This window comes from Aliirhizobium smilacinae (genome assembly GCF_006335145.1).
GTDB classification, from domain to species: Bacteria; Pseudomonadota; Alphaproteobacteria; order Rhizobiales; family Rhizobiaceae; genus Neorhizobium; species Neorhizobium smilacinae.
The window spans coordinates 60,477-79,101 of the sequence record NZ_VDMN01000004.1; the positions used below are offsets into that span (position 1 = coordinate 60,477).

Below are 18,625 nucleotides of genomic sequence, written 5' to 3' on the forward strand. Positions count from 1 at the left end.
TTCTCAAGAATGATTGCCCTGGAACGATTCCAGGTGTTGAGAAAAAGGACACGACAGAATGCCCATGCGACCCGGCGAAATCGAAGACATGATCAAGGCGGGCATTCCCGGTGCCAAGGTCACCATCAGGGATCTTGCCGGCGACGGCGATCATTATGCAGCCGAAGTTGTCGCTGAAGCCTTCCGCGGCAAGAGCCGCGTCCAGCAGCACCAGATGGTCTACGAAGCGCTGAAGGGCAATATGGGCGGCGTACTCCACGCGCTGGCCTTGCAAACATCGGCTCCGGCGGATTGATCCGATGAGCGATCTCGTCAAGCAGATCGTGACAAGCGTCGTCGAGAACGTCATCAAGGAACTTCTCGGCAAGTCTCACGGCAAGACTGCAAGCAAGCGGAAGAAGCGTCAGGTAGCCGCCAAAAAGCCGCGACCCTCGGTCAGCGCAGTGTCCGCCAAAAAGACCACCTCCGCCCGCGCGGCGAGACCAGCACGCAAACAGGTCAGCAAAAGACGCACGACATTGAGTCGCAGCAAACAGCGCAGCGTGTAGATTCCGTGTTTTTGCATGTAAGGTTTTCCATTCGGCGCTGTAATTGCGCTGGAATTAATAAGGTTGCCTTGCTATTTAAAGGCAACGTGTAAGCGCAGCGGTCCTTGAAACCGCATGTGAAAGGATATGATATGAGCGGCATTAACGATCTCATCGCCAACGAAATCAAGACCAACGACGTCGTCTTGTTCATGAAGGGCACCCCCCAGTTCCCGCAGTGTGGGTTCTCCGGGCAGGTGGTCCAGGTTCTGGATTACCTCGGCGTCGATTATAAGGGCATCAACGTCCTTGCAGACGCGGAAATCCGTCAGGGCATCAAGGACTATTCCAACTGGCCGACAATCCCGCAGCTTTACGTCAAGGGTGAATTCGTCGGCGGCTGTGACATCGTCCGCGAAATGTTCCAGTCGGGCGAACTCAAAAGCCATTTCGAAGGCCAGGGTGTGAGCGTACGCGCCGCCTGATAGAGCAGCCAAACTCCGCTCTCGAAAATTTGAAGGCGCCGCCCCTCGCGGCGCCTTTCCCATTCTTTAGGAAATCGCTGTGACAAATCCTTCACAAATGCCGCCTGCCCGCCTTCGGGGCATGGGCAAGACGGAATTCATCGGGATGATGGCGGCGCTGATGGCGCTGAACGCACTCGCGATCGACATCATGCTTCCGGGCCTGCAACAGATCGGCGAATCGCTCGGCGTCGAGGACCCGAACCACCGGCAATATGTCGTGTCGGCCTATCTTTTCGGCTTCGGCGTCGCGCAATTGCTTTACGGACCGCTCTCAGACAGATTTGGTCGCCGCAAGCCGCTTCTTGTCGGCCTGCTGATCTACATCCTGTCCGCCATTGCGGTCGTCTTCGTGCCGTCCTTCTCCGGCCTGCTTGTCCTTCGCTTCATTCAGGGCCTGGGGTCGGCTGCCACGCGCGTCATCTCGGTCTCCATCGTCCGTGACGTTTACGGCGGTCGTGCCATGGCCGAGGTCATGTCACTGATCATGATGGTCTTCATGATCGTTCCGATCATCGCGCCTGGAACCGGACAGCTGGTGCTGTTCTTCGGCAACTGGCATCTGATCTTCGCCTTCATCGCAGTCGTCGGCATCATCGTCACGTGGTGGGTGGCAAGACGCCTGCCCGAAACGCTCGATCAGGAAGATGTCCGTCCGTTCACGGTCTCTTCCGTGCTTGCCGGCTTCCTGATCGTGCTCACCAACCGTTTGGCGCTTTGCTACACGCTGGCAACCACCTTCGTTCTCGGCGCGCTGTTCGGCTTCATCAATTCCGCTGAGCAGGTCTATGTTGGCATCTATAAGCTTGGCGTGATGTTCCCCGTCGCCTTCGCGGCAGTCGCCGTCTTCATGTCCCTGTCGGCCTTCCTGAATTCCCGGCTTGTCGGGCGGTTCGGCATGCGCCGCCTGTCTCATGGAGCGCTGCTCGGTTTTATCGCCACGACCCTGCTTTGGCTGCTGGTTCAGGTATTGGGACCGCAACCGATGCCATTCCTGCTGTTCCTCGCCTTCTTCGCACTGACAATGTTTCAGTTCGGCTGGATCGCCTCGAACTTCAACTCGCTGGCAATGGAGCCGCTCGGACACGTTGCGGGCACGGCATCGTCTGTTCTCGGTTTCCTGGGAACGGTCGGCGGCGCCGCGATCGGCGCGATGATCGGCCAATCCTTCAACGAGACTGCACTGCCGATGATCGCGGGTTTCTTTACCGTATCGATCATCGGTCTTATGTTCGTGCTGATCGGCGAAAAGGGCAAGCTCTTCCATCCACACAACCCCAAGGTCTGAATGGAACATGCCGCTCATCATGATGGGCGGCTATCTTTCCGGAGATGAACCACAACAAAAAGACCGCGACGCAGCCAGCGTCGCGGTCTTTTTGTTGTGCCTTTTTCCATGGCAGGCTGGCATCGCATCACGACAAACGAAAAGGGCGCAACCCATGAGGCGCGCCCTTTGCTTTAAACCTGCGAGGAGTTGAGGTGCTTACTGACCCTGCTTGGCAGCGCTCTGAGCTTCTTCAAGCTTCTTGCGTGCTTCCTCAGCCTTCTTCTGCATACCTTCTTCCAGCGTACGCTGGCTTTCGGCCAACTGCGACTGGGTGATCGCCGGGCCGTCGAAGGCGCCGGTGAAGCCACCGAGCGAAACCTTGATCGGGTTCGGAGCGCGGCGGAAGTTCATCGAAGTGAAGACCACGTCATTGCCCTTTTTCAGGCTGGCGATCATCGCATCCGTCAACGGAATTTCGGCTGTGCACTTGTCCGGCAGGCAGACGGTGTAATCGAGCTTCTGGCCCTTGCCGCCATCGATCTGCATGACGACGCCCGGAGGAACCAGACGCGCGGTCGGTACAGAAACCTGAAGAAGCTTGCGGTTGACCTTGCCTTCGAGCGTGATCAGGCCGACGGCGGTGATCAGCTGGCCGTTCTGCGCGAGGATGACATTCTGCACCACGCAAAGATCGGCGTCGTCCTGCTTGGTGCAGGTCTTGAACCAGCCGAGCGGCGGAGCACTAGGCGCTGCCGGAGCTGCAGCCTGCTGTGCAGATGCCGCGAACGGCATGGCAGCCGCGCCGACGGTAAGAGCCAGAGCGGACATAGCCGTCCGCAGAACTTTGGTAGCCTTAAGATTCATAACGAGATCCGTCTCCTGAAAACCCTCGGACGCGGCAATGCCTTCAATCCCTGGGGGTGTCCTACTGATGTGTCACCTGGGGTTCAAATGAGGCTTTTGAATGACCCCACCTCTCGTCCCTCTGTTACATCGCGGCCGCTCCGATATCCAGCCCCCCGCCTTTATATTTGAATACTCAAAGGCACGGATGACCAGTTGTTTTATCGGATGCGCAAGGTTGGTCGCAGGCCAAGACTGGTCTATTTTGCGGCGAATCGGCGATACCTATCGGGGTCCTTATGCGGCGTTTTCTCATCTTGTTGATTGCGGTCCTGATGCCGCTCCCGCTGGCAGCGGCCCCCATCCACGGGATTGCCATGCACGGTACGCCGAACCTGCCTGCAGACTATCGCCATTTCGACTACGTCAATCCGCAGGTGAAGAAAGGCGGATCGGTCCGTTATGGCGTTGTCGGCACTTTCGATAGCCTTAACCCCTTCAACCTGAAGAGCATCCGCACCACCGCTCGCGGCATCTGGGATCCTGCTTTCGGCAATCTGATCTACGAAACCCTGATGACCCGCTCCGGCAACGAGCCCTTCACGCTTTATGGTCTTCTAGCGGAATCCGTCGAATGGGATGACCAGCGCAGCTTCGTCCAGTTCAATCTGAACCCGAAAGCCAGATGGTCGGACGGCCAGCCGGTGACGCCCGAAGACGTGATGTTTTCCCTGCAGGTGTTGCGCGACAAGGGGCGTGTTCCTTTTTCGGCAAGGCTCGACCGGATAAGCAAGATGGAAAAGGTGGGAGACCACGGCGTTCGATTCACCTTCAACGAAAAGGCCGACCGCGAATTTCCGCTCATCCTGGCAAGCTCCACGCCGATCTTGCCGAAACATGCGATCGACGCTGATTCGTTCGACCAGTCGACGCTGAAGCCGCCTGTCGGCTCAGGCCCCTACCTTATCAAAACCATCGCCCCAGGCGAGCGCATCGTCTACGAGCGAAACCCCGATTACTGGGGCAAAGATATCCCGGCCAAGGTCGGCTTCGACAATTACGACCGGATCTCGGTGGAATATTTCCTGCAGGAATCGACGATGTTCGAGGCATTCAAGAAAGGTGCCGTCGATATCTATCTGGAAGGCAGCCCAACGCACTGGGAACGTGCCTACGATTTTCCAGCCGCCCACAATGGCGATGTGATCAAGGACACTTTCACCCCGCAACTGCCGACCGGCATGCTTGGTTTTGTCTTCAACACACGCCGCCCGCTTTTTTCCGACGTCAATGTCCGCGCCGGCCTGTCGCTGGTTTTCGATTTCGAATGGGCAAACAGGAACCTGTTCGAAAATGCCTATACGCGCACCGAGAGCTTCTGGCAGGGTTCACCGCTTTCCTCGCTCGGAACCCCCGCAGACGAGCGCGAACTCACCCTTTTGGGGGCCGAGAAAGATCGCATAGAGCCGGACATGCTCGACGGCACCTATCATCTGCCGAAAACCGATGGCTCGGGCGCGGATCGCGCAGTCCTGAAAAAGGCGGTCGATCTCCTGGAAAAGGGCGGCTACACGATCAAGGACGGCAGAATGTCGGACGATCGCGGCCGTCATCTCTCTTTCGAGGTGATGGCGCAGACCATCGATCAGGAAAAACTTGCCATCACCTATCAGCGAAGCCTCAGGCTGATCGGCGTCGATATGCGCATTCGCACCGTCGACGATTCGCAATACCAGGCGCGCTCGTCGAATTTCGACTATGACATGATCATCAAATCCTATCCGTCTTCGCTGTCTCCCGGCATCGAGCAGATCGGCCGATGGGGATCGACCGCGCGCGACGCTCCCGGCAGCAACAATTTTGCCGGCACGGCAGATCCGGATATCGACCGTCTGATAGAGGCCATGCTCACCGCCCGTCTGGACGAGGATTTCCGGGCGTCGGTGCGGGCCTATGACCGACTGCTGCTTTCAGGTCACTATCTCGTGCCGCTCTATCATGTCCCCAATCAATGGGTGGCGCGGCGCAAACATATCAGTTATCCCGAAATCTTGCCGCTCTACGGCTACCAGCTCAACACCTGGTGGGATAACCGGGCGCAGTAAAGCAATTCCAGCAAAATTGGGAAGCGGTTTTGCGTCCGGAATTGCGTAAGACAGAACACTGGAGAAGTTTCGCGTTTCGAAGAAAAGCGGAAATGCTCCGGACACCCAAACTGCAGTTTTCGCGAAGGATCCAGCCATGGAGCGCGTTACCATCGACATCGTCTCGGACGTCGTCTGCCCCTGGTGTTATCTCGGCAAGGCACGGCTCGAACTGGCGATCGCCGAAGTCCAGGATGAGCTTGGCGTCGATGTGAACTGGCACCCCTACCGGCTCAATCCGGACATTCCGCCGGAAGGGGTCGACCAAAAAGCTTATCTCGAAGAAAAGCTCGGCGGCGCTGAAGCCGTTGCCCGCGGCCACGAAATGTTGACGAAACTCGGGCAGGAAGTCGGCATCCGCTACGATTTCGACGCGATCAAGATCGGCCCCAATACGCTCGATGCACACCGTTTGCTGCATTGGGCTTCGATCGAAGGCCGCGAAGTGCAGGACCGCGTTGCGACCGCACTTTTCAAGGCGAACTTCGAGGAGGGCCGCAATGTCGGCGATCATACGGTTCTTGCCGAAATCGCCGAAAGCTGCGGCATGGATCGCAACGTCGTCGAAAACCTGCTGAAATCCAATGCGGACATTGATACAATTCTTGGCGAGATCGATGCGGCGCAGAAAATGGGCGTCAATGGCGTGCCCTTCTTCATCATCGATGGACAATATGCCATCAGCGGTGCACAGCCCCCCGACGTGCTTGCCGGCGCCTTGCGTGACGTCGCCAAACTCAAGGCAGAAGCCCGCAAGGGCATGATCTAGCTCTTTCAAAGGCCACCCCAGTGCAAAAAGACCAGTCCCTCAAGGGTGTCCTCCTCGCCTTTGCGGCATTTGCCGCCTATGCGTGGAGCGATGCCAGCGTGAAATTGATCGAGGGCCAGTTGAGCCCCTATCAATCTTCATTCCTCGGCGCCGTATTCTGCCTCGTCGGCCTGCCCTTCATCATGAAAAGCGGCGACCGGTGGAGCGATATCGTCCGCACCACCAACCGCCCGCTCTGGCTTCTGCGCTTCGTCGCCCAGGCCGGCGGCACGATCGGCAGCGTTACCGCTTTCACCCATCTGTCGATGGCGGAAGCATTCGCGCTGATCTTCCTCCTGCCCTCCTTCGTCACCATCATGTCGGTGATCTTTCTGAAGGAACAGGTCGGATACCGTCGCTGGGCGGCCGTCGTCATCGGTTTCATCGGCGTCATGGTCGTGCTGCGCCCCGGCTTCCGCGAATTGTCGATCGGCCATCTCGGCGCAGTCTTCGGCGGTTTGAGCGGCGCGATTTCGATCGTCGTCTTCCGTGCCATGGGGCCGTCGGAAAAGAACATTTCGCTTTATGGCGCAGGTGTGCTTGGTACGCTGATCGTCTGCGGCGCGCTGGCCATCCCCGGTTTCCAAGCGCCGACCGCCATGCAATGGGTCTGGCTTGCCGGATACGGGCTGCTGGCAGCACTTGCCGCCATCCTCGTCATGTATGCGGCAACCCATGTGCCGGCATCGATGATCGGTCCGATACAATACAGCCAGATGCTCTGGGCGGTCGCCTTCGGTTACCTCGTCTTTGGCGATGGTATCGATCTGCCGATGCTGCTGGGCATCGTGCTCATCATCGGTTCGGGCATGCTGACACTGATCCGCGAACGCGTCCGCGGCACCCCGCTACCGCCCGCCCTGGGCACCGATGCTCAGGCCGCAGCGGTGATGGCCCCGGAAGACGGGAATGGAAAGTAGGATTGTGCGGTAAGGCAATCCTTGCCCACAGCCGTCATGCTCGGGCTTGTCCCGAGCATCTGACCACGCTCCACGCTGGCTCCGCGACGCGGCGGATAACGACAGTCGCGCCAAGGTGAATGCGAGCATTGAGCCACTCTCGCCACAATCCGAACAGTGATCGCAGCAGATCCTCGAGACAAGCCCGAGGATGACGGTCGTGACGCTTACCCCTTCGCCAGTTCCGCAAACTGCGTCATGATCTGTGCAGCAGCCGTCAGGCGTTTGGTCGGTGTCGGCAGGTCGCGGTTGAGGAAGATGCTCTGGTCCGGACGGATCTTGGCGAGCGATCCCTGCTTGGCGATATAACCGACCAGATTGGCCGGGTTGGGGAACTGCTTGTCGCGGAAGACGATGACGATGCCCTTCGGCCCGGCATCCACCTTCTCGACATTCGCCTTGCGGCACAGCGTCTTGATATAGACAACCTTCAACAGGTTTTGCACTTCCGGCGGCATCGGGCCGAACCGGTCGATCATTTCCGCACCGAAACCATCGAGTTCCGACAGTTCCTGTACCTCGCCGAGGCGGCGATACAGGCCCATGCGCAGATGCAGGTCCGGCACGTAGTTTTCCGGGATCATCGTGGTAATGCCGACCGAGATCTGCGGCGACCAGCCGGTATCGACAACCTCGTCCTCGCCCTTCACTTCGGCAACCGCTTCCTCCAGCATCTGCTGGTAAAGCTCAAAACCGACTTCCTTGATATGGCCTGACTGTTCCTCGCCCAAGAGATTGCCCGCACCGCGGATATCGAGGTCGTGGCTTGCCAGCTGGAAACCGGCGCCGAGCGTGTCAAGCGACTGCAGCACCTTGAGGCGCCGGTCGGCCATTTGCGTCAGCACCTTGTTGACCGGCAGCGTGAACAGCGCAAAGGCGCGAACCTTGGAGCGCCCGACGCGACCGCGCAGCTGGTAGAGCTGGGCGAGACCGAACATGTCGGCACGGTGGACGATCAGCGTATTGGCGGTCGGCACGTCGAGGCCGGATTCGACGATCGTGGTCGACAGGAGCACGTCATATTTGCCGTCATAAAAGGCATTCATGATGTCTTCCAGCTCGCCCGCCGCCATCTGGCCATGGGCGACCGCCACTTTCAGCTCCGGCACGTCGGACTGCAGGAAGGCCTGGATATCGGCAAGATCGGCAAGCCGCGGGCAGACATAAAAGCTCTGACCGCCGCGGTAATGCTCGCGCATCAGCGTCTCGCGGATCACCAGCGGATCAAACGGCGAGATGAAGGTGCGAACCGCCATGCGGTCGACCGGCGGCGTGGTGATCAGCGACAGTTCGCGCACGCCCGTCATCGCCAGCTGCAGCGTCCGCGGGATTGGCGTCGCCGACAGCGTTAGGACGTGGACGTCGGTCTTCAGATCCTTCAGCCGCTCCTTGTGCTTAACGCCGAAATGCTGCTCCTCGTCGATGATCAGCAGCGACAGATTGGCAAACTGGATTCCGGCGCCGAGCAGTGCATGGGTGCCGACGACGATATCGACCTTGCCCTCGGCGATATCCTTTTTCGTCTGCGCCAGTTCCTTGGCCGAGACGAGGCGCGAGGCCTGCGCGATCTTGATCGGCAGCCCGCGGAACCGCTCGGTAAAGGTCTTGAAATGCTGGCGCGACAGAAGCGTCGTCGGCACGACGACTGCCACCTGCGCCCCGTTCATCGCCGCGAAGAAGGCGGCGCGCAAGGCCACTTCCGTCTTGCCGAAACCGACATCGCCGCAGACGAGCCGGTCCATCGGACGACCGGCGGCAAGATCCTCGCGCACCGATTCGATCGCGGTTTCCTGGTCTTCCGTCTCGTCATAGGGGAAACGGGCGGCGAATTCGTCGTAAAGCCCTTCCGGCGTCGCCAGAACCGGCGCACGGCGCACCATGCGGGTGGCGGCGATGCGGATCAGGTCGCCGGCCATGTCGAGCAGGCGTTTCTTCAGCTTCGCCTTGCGGGCCTGCCAGGCGCCGCCGCCGAGCCGGTCGAGATTGGCTTCCGCCGCATCCGAGCCGTAACGGGACAGCAGATCGATGTTTTCGACCGGCAGGAACAGTTTTGCCTGATCGGCATAATGCAGTTCGAGACAGGCGCGCGGCGCACCGGCCGCCTCGATGGTGATCAGCCCGACGAATTTGCCGATACCATGTTCGGCATGAACGACGAGCGACCCTTCGTCGAGACCGGCGACTTCGGTGAGGAAATCGGCGCCGCGCTTGCGCCTCTTGCCCCGGCGCACCATCCGGTCGCCGAGAATGTCCTGTTCGCCGATGACGACGATATTGCCCGTCTCGAAGCCTGCCTCGAGGCTCATCACGGCAGACGCCGCCTCGCCTTTTTCCAGCTTGTCGAGATCGGCAAGCTTGTCGATCTGCTTGATCCGCTTCAGCCCGCGCTCATCCAACACTTGCAGCAGGCGGTCGAGCGAGCCGGCAGACCAGCCGGTGACGACAACTTTTGCGCCCTCTGCCCGCTTGTCGGCAATATGTTTGACGACGAGATCGAAGACATTCACCCGCTCTTCGCGGTCCTGCGTCTCTGAACTCGCTTCCGCCTGACTTTTCGCCCAGCGCGGACCGGTATGGGCATCGAGTGTCACCACTGGGCGACCCGAGGCATCCATCTCGTTGAACGGCGTCAGCCGAAGCGCCGCCGCCTCGTCCAAAGCCGATGCAAAGGCCTTGCTGTCGAGATAAAGCTGGCCGGGTGAAACCGGCTTATAGGGGGTGGAATGTGCAGCCGCCCCCTTGCCCTGCGAGCCCTGATCACGCCGCGCCTCGAAATAGTCGATCACCAGCTTGGAGCGCTCGCCCGCAGCTTCACGGGCGGTATGGTCGGTGACGATGCGGAAACCGGCAAGATAGTCGAAGGCCGTTTCCAGCCTTTCGTAAAACAGCGGCAGCCAGTGTTCCATGCCGGCATAACGCCGGCCTTCGGAAACCGCCTGATACAGCGCGTCGTCGCGGTTGGCAGCACCGAACAGCGACAGGTAATTGGTGCGGAACCGGCTGATCGTATCCGGTGTCAGCGTCACTTCGCTCATCGGATTGAGATCGAGCGACCGCGCCTGTCCCGTCGTGCGCTGGCTGGCTGGATCAAACGAGCGGATTGTCTCCAGCGTATCGCCGAAGAAATCGAGCCGCACCGGCTCTTCCGATCCCGGCACGAAGACATCGAGAATACCGCCGCGCACCGCAAATTCACCGACTTCGCGCACCGTCGAAACGCGGTCGAACCCGTTGCGCTCCAGCCTTGCGGCAATATCGTCCATACGGATCTGGTTGCCGGGACGGGCCGAAAACGCCAGGCTTTCGATGATCTCCGCCGGCGCGATCTTCTGCAGCATCGCATTGACGGTGACCAGCACGATCGCCGGATGCGGCTTCTTCGCATGCGCGATCAGGCCCGACAGCGCCGTCAGTCTCCGGGCGGAGACATCGGCACTTGGCGACACGCGGTCGTAAGGCAGGCAGTCCCAGGCCGGCAGCGACAGGACCGGGATCTCCGGCGCGACGAAGGACAGCATCTGCTCGATGTCGGGCATGCGCTGGCCATCGGACACAACATAGGCGACGGACTGGCCGGAGTGGGCAAGCTCGGCCAGCACCATCGGCTCCATGCCGGGCGGCACATTGCCGATCGTCAGCGGCGCGGAAGCGGCCGCGATCTTCTTCGCATCAAATCCGGAAATCATTAGCCGAGTTTCTCTTTCAGCGATTCTGTCGTGACAATATCGAAATCCGGCTTGTAGGCGGCAACGCGCGCAAACATCGACGTATCGCGATCGGCGGGCAGCGGCTGCGCGCCGGTGATCCAGGCATGCAGGTCGTGATCATCCTCTGCCATGATCGCCTCGAACTCGTCGAGTTCCTCATCGGAGAGTTTGGCAATCTCCGCCTCGGCAAACGAACCGAAGACGAGATCCATCTCGCGAATGCCGCGATGCCAGCAGCGATAGAGGATGCGCCTGCGGCGCGGGTCGAGGTCGGCGCTGGTGCGTGCCAATCCGGTCATAAGCCAAGTCCCTGTTTTGCGGTTCATATAGGATTGTTTTCGGCCCGCGTCACCTTGCCAAATGGGCAAAATCTATCGCATCTATCGGCCATGCGCCCTGCCATACTCGATCCGCTGTTTGCTTCCGCCTCGTCGCTGCCCGGTGTCGGCCCGAAGATTGCCGACCTGATCGCCAAGGTGACCGGCCGCGAGGACGCCGAGGACTGCCGTGTGGTCGATCTCCTGTTCCACGCGCCCTTCTCGCTGATCGACCGGCGCAACCGCCCCGGCATCGCGCTCGCCCCGCAAGGCTCGATCGTCACCATCGAGGGACGTGTCGATCGCCATCAGCCGCCGGCGCGCGGCACCAACCAGCCCTATCGCGTCTTCCTGCATGACGAGACCGGCGAACTGGCGCTGACGTTCTTCCGCGCCAAGGGCGACTGGCTGGCGAAATCCTTGCCGCTCGATGAACAGGTGATGGTCAGCGGCAAGGTCGACTGGTTCAACGGCCGCGCCTCCATGGTCCACCCCGATTTCATGGTGAAGGTCTCGGAAGCGCAGAACCTGGCCCTGGTCGAGCCGGTCTATCCGCTGACCGCAGGTCTCTCGCCGAAAACGCTGCGCAAGGTCATCGAGGGCGCCTTAGAGCGCCTGCCGGATTTCCCCGAATGGGCCGATGCGGCGCTGACTCAGAAGCAGAATTTCCCGCCGGTCAACGATGCCTTCCGGCATCTGCACGAACCGGAAGACGAAAAGGACATCGATCCCAATGCGCCTGCACGGCGCCGGCTTGCCTATGACGAATTCCTCGCCGGTCAGGTGTCGCTGGCACTGGTGCGCCAGAAGATCCGCAAAGTGCCGGGCCAGCCGATCCGGGTAAAGGGCAATCTCGCCGCAAAGATCGTCCACGCCCTGCCCTTTTCACTGACACCAAGCCAGAAGACCGCGATCGAGGACATCACCAGGGACATGGCCGGCGAAGACCGCATGTTGCGCCTGCTGCAGGGCGATGTCGGCGCCGGCAAGACGCTGGTGGCGCTGCTTTCCATGGCCGCCGCCATCGAGGCCGGAGGACAGGCGGTGCTGATGGCACCGACCGAAATCCTCGCCCGCCAGCATTTTGCCACCATCTCGAAGCTCGCAGGCGCCGTCGGCGTCACCGTCGAGCTTCTCACCGGCCGCACCAAGGGCCGCGAGCGTGAGGCGATCGTCGAACGCATCGCCTCGGGCGAAGCGCAGATCGTCATCGGCACCCATGCGCTGTTCCAGGATACGGTCAGCTACAAGAACCTGATGATGGCCGTGGTCGACGAACAGCATCGTTTCGGCGTCCACCAGCGCCTGCGACTGACGGCCAAGGGTATCTCGCCGCATATGCTGGTGATGACCGCGACCCCCATCCCACGCACGCTGGTTCTCGCCGCCTTCGGCGACATGGACGTCTCGAAGCTCACCGAAAAACCCGCCGGCCGCAAACCGATCCAGACCGTCACCGTCCCGACCGAACGGATCGGCGACATCGTCGCCCGCCTGAAAGGTGCGATTTCCGAGGGCAAGAAAGCCTATTGGATATGCCCGCTGGTGGAAGAATCCGACGTCTCCGAACTGATGTCGGCGGAAGAGCGTTACGCGGTTCTCGCCCGCGAACTCGGCGCCCAAAATGTCGGCCTCGTGCATGGCCGCATGGCGGGTCCGGAAAAGGACGCCGTGATGGCCGCCTTCAAGTCCGGCGAGATCCGCATGCTGGTCGCAACAACCGTCGTCGAGGTCGGCGTCGATGTCCCGGATGCAACGATCATGGTGATCGAACATGCCGAACGGTTCGGCCTCGCCCAGTTGCACCAGCTGCGCGGCCGCGTCGGCCGCGGCGACGAGGCATCAACCTGCATCCTGCTCTACAAGGGACCGCTCAGCGAAACCGGCCATGCCCGGCTGTCGATCCTGCGCGACAGCGAGGATGGGTTCCTGATCGCCGAAGAAGACCTGAAACTGCGCGGCGAAGGCGAGTTGCTCGGCACCCGCCAATCCGGAACGCCCGGCTTCAGGATTGCCAGCCTTGCCGCCCATGCCGATCTTCTGGAGATTGCCCGCAAGGACGCGACCTATCTACTGGATCGTGACCCGGATTTGACCAGCGAACGAGGCGAAGCGGTGCGGGTGCTGCTGTACCTGCACCGTCGCGACGAGGCGATCCGGTTCCTGAGGGCCGGCTAGGCCTCCTTCGACGCAATCTTAGCGGCCTTGGCCGCCTTCTTGCGCGGCGCTGGAAGTGCCGGGATGGCCGGCCCGTTCGGATTGTAGTCCGGCGCGATCAGGCCACCCGAGATCAGCAGTTTGGCGCCCTCTTCCGGCGTCATGTCGAGCAAAACGATCTTGCTCTTCGGTACGAACATCAGAAAACCGGCCGTCGGCACCGGCGTCGGCGGCATGAACACCGCGACCATTTCCTCGCCATTGGTATTCAGCTTGGCCGCAATCTCGCCCTGCGCATCGCCGGCGATGAACACCAGAGCCCAGGTACCGGGCGCCGGAAATTCGACAAGTCCGCATTTCTTGAACGAGGTCGACTGTTCCTTCAGCACCGTCTCGAAGATTTGTTTGATGCTTTTATAGACGCTGCGGATCAGTGGCATGCGCTGCAGGATCGATTCGCCGAAATTGACGATCGTCCGGCCGATCAGGTTCTTGCCGAGAAACCCGATAATGGTGATGAACACCACCGCGATCAGAAGCCCGGTTCCCGGGATCGTCACGTCGAAATAATATTGCGGGTCGTAACGCTGTGGAATGTAGGGCGTCACCCAGCTGTCGGCCCAGTCGATGAAGGTGAAGGTCAGCCAGACGGTAATCGCCAGCGGCGCGCAAATGATCAGGCCGGTAAGGAAATTATTCCTGAGCCGACCGGCCATCGAAATGCGCTCGGGGCTCTCGGTCATATGATTTTCCTAGAAAATTTGAACCCAAAATGATTTGGGCATTGTCGCCTGATACAGGCGACAATGCCGGATGCGATGCTGCGATGCAAGGAAAAGCCTAAGCCGTAAATATCACTCGACTGTGACGGACTTCGCCAGATTGCGCGGCTGATCGACATCGGTGCCCATGAAGACCGCCGTGTGGTAGGCGAGCAGTTGGATCGGCAGCGAAAAGATCATCGGCGCGATGATTTCGTCGACATTCGGCAGCGTGATCGTCGCCATCGTTTCGAGCTTGGAAGCGGCCGCCCCCTTCTCGTCAGTGATGAAAATGATCTTGCCGCCGCGGGCCGCCACTTCCTGCATGTTCGACACGGTCTTTTCGAAGAACCTGTCATAGGGCGCAATCACGATCACCGGCATATGTTCGTCGATGAGCGCGATCGGCCCATGCTTCAGTTCGCCGGCGGCATACCCTTCGGCGTGAATGTAGGAGATTTCCTTGAGCTTCAGCGCGCCTTCCATGGCCAGCGGATAGCTGGTGCCGCGGCCGAGATAAAGCACGTCCTTGAAACGCGACAGATCGCGCGACAGCGTCTCGATCTGCGGCTGGATGTCGTTCAGCACCTTGCTCATGATCCGCGGCATTTCGGCCAGATGTTTCACCATCGCCTTCTCTTCCGCCTCGGAGACGGTACCGCGCGCGCGGCCGGCGGCGATCGACAGCGATGCAAGCACCGCCAGCTGGCAGGTAAACGCCTTGGTCGAGGCAACCCCGATTTCCGGGCCGGCGAGGATCGGGAAGATCGCGTCGGATTCCCGCGCAATCGTCGATTCGCGCACGTTGACGATGGCGCCGATCTTCAGTCCCTGATCCTTGCTGTAGCGCAGCGAGGCAAGCGTATCGGCGGTTTCGCCGGATTGCGAGATAAACAGTGCAGCCTGTGTCGGCGAAAGCGGCAGTTCGCGGTAGCGGAATTCCGACGCGACATCGATCTCGACCGGCAACCGTGCATACCGCTCGAACCAGTATTTGCCGACGAGGCCAGCGAGATAGGCCGTGCCGCAGGCGGAGATGGCAAGGCCCGACAGCTTGGAGAAATCGATCGCCTTGTCAGTCGGCTTCACCGTATGGCTGGCGAAATCGACATAATGGCCGAGCGCGTGAGAGATGATCTCCGGCTGCTCGTAGATTTCCTTTTCCATGAAGTGGCGATGATTGCCCTTGTCGACCATGAAGGCGGTCGCTTGGGAAATCTGGCTTTTGCGGGTGACCGGCTTGCCCTGGTAATCCATCACCTCGAGGCCCTTGTGGTTGATGATGGCCACGTCGCCATCGACCAGATAGGTAATCTCGTTGGTGAACGGCGACAGCGCGATCGCATCCGAGCCCAAAAACATTTCACCCTTGCCGTGGCCGATCGCCAGCGGCGGTCCGAAACGGGCCGACAGGATCGTGCCCGGATCGTCCTCAAACATCACGACGAGCGCATAGGCGCCCGAGACGCGGTTCAGCATGGCCAGCATCGCCTCGCGATGGCCAAGACCCTCGCGGGTATATTTGGCCAGAAGATGGGCGACGACTTCGGTATCCGTCTGGCTGGTAAAGACGGCGCCGTCAGCGATCAGCTCATCCTTCAGCTCGGAAAAATTCTCGATGATACCGTTATGCACGACGGCGACGCCATCGACGAAATGCGGATGGGCATTGGCCTCGTTCGGCACGCCATGGGTCGCCCAGCGGGTGTGTGCGATACCGATCAAACCGGGCAGCTGCTCGCCGTCGAGCTTCTTTTCGAGGTTGAACAGTTTGCCTTCCGCCCGGCGGCGATCGAGCTTGCCTTCGTGGATCGTTGCCACACCAGCGGAATCATAACCGCGATATTCGAGCCTACGCAGCGCATCCACCAGACGCGCCGCAACCGGCTCTTGACCGACGATACCAACAATCCCGCACATACAGGCTTCTCCAAAAGTGATTCAATCTGGGCGAATTCCTACCCGATTGCGAACGCCAGGCAATCAGTGCCGAGGTCACTTTCGGTATCGGGCGGTAACGCGCTGCGGTTTCTATTTTTTCGCTGTCTTCGCAGCCTTGATCGCCAGCGCCCGTTCGCGGATCGCGACCGCCCGTTCCGGCTTTATCTCCTGCCACGCGCGACCGAAGGCGAGCGCATCATCCGGCACGTTTTCGGTGATGACGCTGCCGGAGGCGATATAAGCGCCATCGCCGATCGACACGGGTGCGACGAGCGACGAATTGGACCCGACAAAAGAGTTCGCCCCGATGCGGGTTTCGAACTTGTTCACTCCGTCGTAATTGCAGGTGATCGTGCCGGCGCCGATATTGGCATGGGCGCCGATCACCGCATCGCCGATATAGGTCAGGTGGTTGACCTTGGCGCCCTCGCCCACCTTGCCGTTCTTCACCTCGCAGAAATTGCCGACCTTCGACCCTTGCGCCAGATCCGCGCCCGGGCGCAGCCGCGCGAATGGCCCGACCGTGGCACCGGCGCTAACATGCGCGCCCTCGATATGCGAAAACGCGTGGATGACCGCACCACTGTCGATCGTCACACCGGGGCCGAAAACCACATTCGGCTCGATCAGCGCGTCCTGGCCGATTTGTGTATCGAAAGCCAGAAACACCGTCTCCGGCGCGATGATCGACACGCCCGATACCATCAGCTCATGGCGCCGGCGCTCCTGCCACAGCTTTTCGATATAAGCCAGTTCGGCGCGATTGTTGCAGCCGGTCAGTTCGGTTTCCGGCGCATCGACGGCCACAACCTTGCCGCCTTCGGCACGGGCGATCTCGACGAGATCTGTGAGGTAATATTCGCCCTTGGCATTACTGTTGCCGATCTTGTCGAGCAGCGACAGCGCCTTCTTCCCATTGATCGCCATGAGCCCGCTATTGCACCAGGTGACCTTGCGCTCCTCGTCCGTCGCATCCTTTTCCTCGCGGATGGCGACGAGTTCGCCGCTCTCGACCAGCAGCCGGCCGTAACCGAAAGGCTTGTCGGTATGGAAACCGATGACGACGACGTCAGCGCCTTCGGCCAGCTTTTCGCGCGCCGCCGCAAACGGCGCAGCGGTGATCAGCGGCACGTCGCCATAGGCGACCAGTACGTCGTCGAAACCGTCGGCGATCGCTTCGCGGGCGGCCAGAACCGCATGCCCGGTGCCGAGCCTTTCGGTCTGCAGGAAGGAGCGCACCGAAATCCCGTCGAGCGAACCGGCCTTGGCGACCTTCTCCGCATCTCGTCCGACGACCAGCGCTGCATCGGTCATCCCCGCAGACGCCACCGCCGCCATCACATGCGCGATCATCGGCCGACCGGCGACCGGGTGCAGCACTTTCGACATCGACGATTTCATCCGCGTGCTGTCGCCGGCGGCGAGGATGACGGCAAGGCATGAACGGCTCATAGAGAATCTCCTTCGGCAATTGCTCGCTGTTTAGCAGCAACAATCTTGCGGTGCGATAAACGCCTTGTATCGGCGGGAAACAAAAAGGGCGCCCGAAGACGCCCTTTCGATCCATGCAGTGAAGAAGGCTTACTTCGGCAGCTTGTCGTCCACACCTTCGATGTAGAAGTTCATTCCGAGCAGAACGCCGTCTTCGGCCTTCTCGCCAGCCTTCAGCCATTCCGAACCGTCCTGCTTCTTGATCGGGCCGGTGAACGGATGCAACTCACCCGACTTGATCTTGGCTTCGGTCTCTTCCGCCATAGCCTTCACGTCGTCCGGCATGTTGGTATAGGGCGCCATGGTCAGGATGCCGTCCTTCAGGCCGTCCCAGATCTGTTCAGACTTCCACGAACCGTCGAGGACAGCATTGGTGCGCTTGATGTAATAGGCGCCCCATGTGTCGACGATTGCCGTCAGCTGCGTCTTCGGGCCAGCGGCGATCATGTCGGATGCCTGGCCGAAGGCCGGGATGCCGCGCTCGGCAGCAACCTGCATCGGAGCGGTCGTATCGGTATGCTGCGTCAGGATATCGACGCCCTGGTCGATCAGTGCCTTGGCGGCGTCGGCTTCCTTGCCCGGGTCGAACCAGGTATTGGCCCAGACGACCTTCAGCTTGAACTCGGGATTGATCGACTTCGCACCCAGTTCGAACGCATTGATGCCCATCACCACTTCCGGGATCGGGAAGGATGCGATGTAGCCGGCGACGCCCTTTTTCGACATCTTGGCCGCGATCTGGCCCTGGATGTAACGGCCTTCATAGAAGCGGGAATTGTAGGTCGCAAGGTTGGCAGCGGCCTTGAAGCCGGTTGCGTGCTCGAACTTCACGTCCGGGAATTTGGCGGCAACCTTGACCGTCGCATCCATGAAGCCGAACGACGTCGTGTAGATCAGGGCGCAACCGGAGCGGGCCATACGTTCGATGGCGCGTTCCGCATCAGGGCCTTCCGGCACGCTTTCGAGGAACGGCGTCTCGATCTTGCTGTCGAGAGCCTTCTGCAGCGCCTGGCGCCCGAGGTCGTGCGCCTGGGTCCAGCCGCCATCCGTCTTGGAGCCGACATAGATGAAGCAGATCTTCTTCTTTTCCTGAGCCGACGCACTGCCGGCGAAACCGCCGACCACAGCGGCTGTAGCTGCCAGCGCAATAATGAGTTTCTTCATTTCCCAACCTCT

The 18,625-nt window shown here is 60.5% G+C and carries 15 protein-coding genes; 8 read left to right on the forward strand and 7 right to left on the reverse strand.

The features are described 5' to 3' along the window. The first annotated feature begins 58 nt into the window (after positions 1-58). From FHP24_RS18220 to FHP24_RS18235, 4 genes are all read left to right on the forward strand, one after another. Positions 59-295 (forward strand): BolA/IbaG family iron-sulfur metabolism protein, encoded by a 237-nt coding sequence (locus FHP24_RS18220; protein WP_139677669.1) that lies wholly within the window; start codon positions 59-61, stop codon positions 293-295. 4 nt (positions 296-299) lie between these two features. Beyond that, the gene (locus tag FHP24_RS18225) at positions 300-548 is read left to right on the forward strand and encodes a hypothetical protein (protein WP_139677670.1); all 249 of its coding nucleotides are present in this window, start codon (positions 300-302) and stop codon (positions 546-548) included. A 131-nt stretch (positions 549-679) separates the two neighbouring features. Further along, a complete protein-coding gene (gene grxD / locus FHP24_RS18230) occupies positions 680-1,012 on the forward strand; it encodes a Grx4 family monothiol glutaredoxin (protein ID WP_139677671.1) in 333 nt (110 codons plus the stop codon). 121 nt (positions 1,013-1,133) lie between these two features. Beyond that, a complete protein-coding gene (locus FHP24_RS18235) occupies positions 1,134-2,339 on the forward strand; it encodes a multidrug effflux MFS transporter (protein ID WP_139677971.1) in 1,206 nt (401 codons plus the stop codon). 198 nt (positions 2,340-2,537) lie between these two features. On the opposite strand, the gene FHP24_RS18240 is transcribed toward FHP24_RS18235, so the two are convergent. Continuing rightward, positions 2,538-3,185, reverse strand: a complete 648-nt coding sequence (locus FHP24_RS18240) for an invasion associated locus B family protein (RefSeq protein WP_139677672.1) — start codon at positions 3,183-3,185, stop codon at positions 2,538-2,540. 278 nt (positions 3,186-3,463) lie between these two features. Here FHP24_RS18240 and FHP24_RS18245 point away from each other — a divergent pair, with 278 nt between their 5' ends. From FHP24_RS18245 to FHP24_RS18255, 3 genes are all read left to right on the forward strand, one after another. Next, the gene (locus tag FHP24_RS18245) at positions 3,464-5,269 is read left to right on the forward strand and encodes an extracellular solute-binding protein (RefSeq protein WP_139677673.1); all 1,806 of its coding nucleotides are present in this window, start codon (positions 3,464-3,466) and stop codon (positions 5,267-5,269) included. A 136-nt stretch (positions 5,270-5,405) separates the two neighbouring features. Beyond that, positions 5,406-6,077 carry a DsbA family oxidoreductase gene (locus FHP24_RS18250; protein ID WP_139677674.1) on the forward strand — a complete coding sequence of 224 codons (672 nt, stop codon included), beginning with the start codon at positions 5,406-5,408 and terminating at the stop codon, positions 6,075-6,077. A 20-nt stretch (positions 6,078-6,097) separates the two neighbouring features. Continuing rightward, positions 6,098-7,036 carry a DMT family transporter gene (locus FHP24_RS18255; RefSeq protein WP_139677675.1) on the forward strand — a complete coding sequence of 313 codons (939 nt, stop codon included), beginning with the start codon at positions 6,098-6,100 and terminating at the stop codon, positions 7,034-7,036. 206 nt (positions 7,037-7,242) lie between these two features. Here the strand turns inward: FHP24_RS18255 and mfd are convergent, their stop codons facing one another. Both mfd and FHP24_RS18265 read right to left on the reverse strand, forming a co-directional pair. Beyond that, positions 7,243-10,761 (reverse strand): transcription-repair coupling factor, encoded by a 3,519-nt coding sequence (gene mfd / locus FHP24_RS18260; protein WP_139677676.1) that lies wholly within the window; start codon positions 10,759-10,761, stop codon positions 7,243-7,245. Then, complete coding sequence (locus tag FHP24_RS18265) at positions 10,761-11,081, reverse strand: succinate dehydrogenase assembly factor 2 (RefSeq protein WP_139677677.1); 321 nt, start codon at positions 11,079-11,081, stop codon at positions 10,761-10,763. The genes mfd and FHP24_RS18265 overlap by 1 nt, the downstream gene beginning before the upstream one ends. A gap of 90 nt (positions 11,082-11,171) precedes the next feature. On the opposite strand from FHP24_RS18265, the gene recG reads away from it, so the two are divergent. After that, on the forward strand, positions 11,172-13,277 hold the full coding sequence (gene recG / locus FHP24_RS18270; RefSeq protein ID WP_139677678.1) for an ATP-dependent DNA helicase RecG: 2,106 nt from the start codon (positions 11,172-11,174) through the stop codon (positions 13,275-13,277). Here the strand turns inward: recG and FHP24_RS18275 are convergent. The 4 genes from FHP24_RS18275 to FHP24_RS18290 form a co-directional block, all read right to left on the reverse strand. Then, the gene (locus FHP24_RS18275) at positions 13,274-13,999 is read right to left on the reverse strand and encodes a DUF502 domain-containing protein (protein WP_246091828.1); all 726 of its coding nucleotides are present in this window, start codon (positions 13,997-13,999) and stop codon (positions 13,274-13,276) included. The two genes, recG and FHP24_RS18275, sit on opposite strands and share 4 nt — an antisense overlap. A gap of 111 nt (positions 14,000-14,110) precedes the next feature. Further along, on the reverse strand, positions 14,111-15,937 hold the full coding sequence (glmS, locus tag FHP24_RS18280; protein ID WP_139677679.1) for a glutamine--fructose-6-phosphate transaminase (isomerizing): 1,827 nt from the start codon (positions 15,935-15,937) through the stop codon (positions 14,111-14,113). A 111-nt stretch (positions 15,938-16,048) separates the two neighbouring features. Next, complete coding sequence (gene glmU / locus FHP24_RS18285; protein WP_139677680.1) at positions 16,049-17,410, reverse strand: bifunctional UDP-N-acetylglucosamine diphosphorylase/glucosamine-1-phosphate N-acetyltransferase GlmU; 1,362 nt, start codon at positions 17,408-17,410, stop codon at positions 16,049-16,051. A gap of 129 nt (positions 17,411-17,539) precedes the next feature. Beyond that, on the reverse strand, positions 17,540-18,613 hold the full coding sequence (locus FHP24_RS18290; RefSeq protein ID WP_139677681.1) for a BMP family ABC transporter substrate-binding protein: 1,074 nt from the start codon (positions 18,611-18,613) through the stop codon (positions 17,540-17,542). Between the last annotated feature and the right edge of the window lie 12 nt (positions 18,614-18,625).

Excerpts from the sequence above, each read along its gene's own strand:
- FHP24_RS18220 (WP_139677669.1), top strand. The coding sequence starts at position 59 with ATGCCCATGCGACCCGGCGAAATCGAAGACATGATCAAGGCGGGCATT.
- FHP24_RS18225 (WP_139677670.1), top strand. The coding sequence starts at position 300 with ATGAGCGATCTCGTCAAGCAGATCGTGACAAGCGTCGTCGAGAACGTC.
- grxD (WP_139677671.1), top strand. The coding sequence starts at position 680 with ATGAGCGGCATTAACGATCTCATCGCCAACGAAATCAAGACCAACGAC.
- FHP24_RS18235 (WP_139677971.1), top strand. The coding sequence starts at position 1,134 with ATGGGCAAGACGGAATTCATCGGGATGATGGCGGCGCTGATGGCGCTG.
- FHP24_RS18240 (WP_139677672.1), bottom strand. The coding sequence starts at position 3,185 with ATGAATCTTAAGGCTACCAAAGTTCTGCGGACGGCTATGTCCGCTCTG.
- FHP24_RS18245 (WP_139677673.1), top strand. The coding sequence starts at position 3,464 with ATGCGGCGTTTTCTCATCTTGTTGATTGCGGTCCTGATGCCGCTCCCG.
- FHP24_RS18250 (WP_139677674.1), top strand. The coding sequence starts at position 5,406 with ATGGAGCGCGTTACCATCGACATCGTCTCGGACGTCGTCTGCCCCTGG.
- mfd (WP_139677676.1), bottom strand. The coding sequence starts at position 10,761 with ATGATTTCCGGATTTGATGCGAAGAAGATCGCGGCCGCTTCCGCGCCG.
- FHP24_RS18265 (WP_139677677.1), bottom strand. The coding sequence starts at position 11,081 with ATGACCGGATTGGCACGCACCAGCGCCGACCTCGACCCGCGCCGCAGG.
- recG (WP_139677678.1), top strand. The coding sequence starts at position 11,172 with ATGCGCCCTGCCATACTCGATCCGCTGTTTGCTTCCGCCTCGTCGCTG.
- FHP24_RS18275 (WP_246091828.1), bottom strand. The coding sequence starts at position 13,999 with ATGACCGAGAGCCCCGAGCGCATTTCGATGGCCGGTCGGCTCAGGAAT.
- glmS (WP_139677679.1), bottom strand. The coding sequence starts at position 15,937 with ATGTGCGGGATTGTTGGTATCGTCGGTCAAGAGCCGGTTGCGGCGCGT.
- glmU (WP_139677680.1), bottom strand. The coding sequence starts at position 17,410 with ATGAGCCGTTCATGCCTTGCCGTCATCCTCGCCGCCGGCGACAGCACG.
- FHP24_RS18290 (WP_139677681.1), bottom strand. The coding sequence starts at position 18,613 with ATGAAGAAACTCATTATTGCGCTGGCAGCTACAGCCGCTGTGGTCGGC.